Origin of the sequence: Bartonella sp. MU70NMGDW, assembly GCF_042194085.1 — a bacterium.
Classification (GTDB): Bacteria; Pseudomonadota; Alphaproteobacteria; order Rhizobiales; family Rhizobiaceae; genus Bartonella; species Bartonella grahamii.
Map to the genome: position 1 here is coordinate 1 of NZ_JBHIMK010000314.1, position 1,319 is coordinate 1,319.

Annotated in this window: 1 protein-coding gene; it reads right to left on the reverse strand. The window is 31.1% G+C overall.

The window, feature by feature from the left end:
• Positions 1–1,202 precede the first annotated feature (1,202 nt).
• On the reverse strand, positions 1,203–1,319 hold a 117-nt coding region (locus tag ACFIKE_RS10690), incomplete at its 5' end, for a magnesium transporter (RefSeq protein ID WP_375649879.1).

Consider the following 1,319-nt stretch of genomic DNA (forward strand, 5'->3'; position numbering starts at 1 on the left):
CTGACTATTAAAAAACCTTTTACATGTTTTTTTATAATTTTGGAAGATGGAGGCAATATTTTTATGGCAAAACTATTCATCCGAGTTTTTAAGGCTCTATTAAGCTTCAATTGCCAGAGCTTCGTAAAAGGATTTTATAGTACGTATGTTCTATTTTCGAGCTAAGAATTGTCCATAAAAATCACCGTCAATTTGATTGTTATCAATATGACGCAAGGAATTTATATGAACGCTTGTAAGAGTAAGTAAGTATAAAGCTAGCCGTATTATTTTTGTTGTTTTACGAAGAGATTGATAAAATCCGGAATATCTCTCAGTCCATAGCCAATTTATTGACAACTGTACAACATTTTTATTCTAAATAAAGCTTTTTCTTATTCTATAACGTGTCAATCCAAATCCAGATCTAATGCAACCGTGTATTTGAGGTAAATATTGAGACGATTAAGAATTTTATAAGAAGTTCTAGTTTTTGTATGCCAGATTGGGGCAAGAGTTATATCTGTTTGATTTATTTATGAAACCGGAATACAGTTTTATTTAGAAAGAATATGAAGGCATCAAAAGAAAATTCCCATCTTTGCCGTTAAGCCAAATTTATGATTTCAAAAGCATTTAAGCAATATCTTTTAAACTATGGAGATAGTGCATTGCCTCACTTTTTGTTTATCGCATTCTCTAATAGGAGCATGCTTTTCATGCCAAACAGAACGCTTTAAACAGAATACACTTGCTGTTGCATATACATGTACTTAAGAGAGATTTCTTAACGTACACTACATCCATTTCATGATAGGGCTCATAAATGATATAATATACGCGAATAGTATACTATCAATGCCTTTGTGAAGAAATATAAAGCCTATAGCATCATGATTATTATTCTTTCTCAGCTGTCAATATTGCAACAGTTTTTGATACGAGAGAGAGAGGATATAAGAAGTATTTTTTTCTTGAATAGTTTTCAGCTATACATACAATCTCGTTTGTGACAGGCAAGAAGATGACTTCAATTGATTTAATATAAAAAGCTTTATGATGAGGTAAATTTACGATATTCAGAGTTGTTATTCAATAAAAAATAATAAATTATCTATGGAGCGATGCGCTAGAAAACAAATAATAAAGTTTATTCTCTTCTGGAAAGATCTTAGGTTACACGACAAGATTTTTCCAGAAGAAAGAGTTTTTACTTTACATGTTTAAAGAAGAGTTCCTGACAAAATGAGGGAAGCTACAGAAAAATAGATTATAATGCCCATGACATCTACTAAAGTTGCCACAAAAGGAGCAGAAGCACTTGCTGGATCAAATTTTAA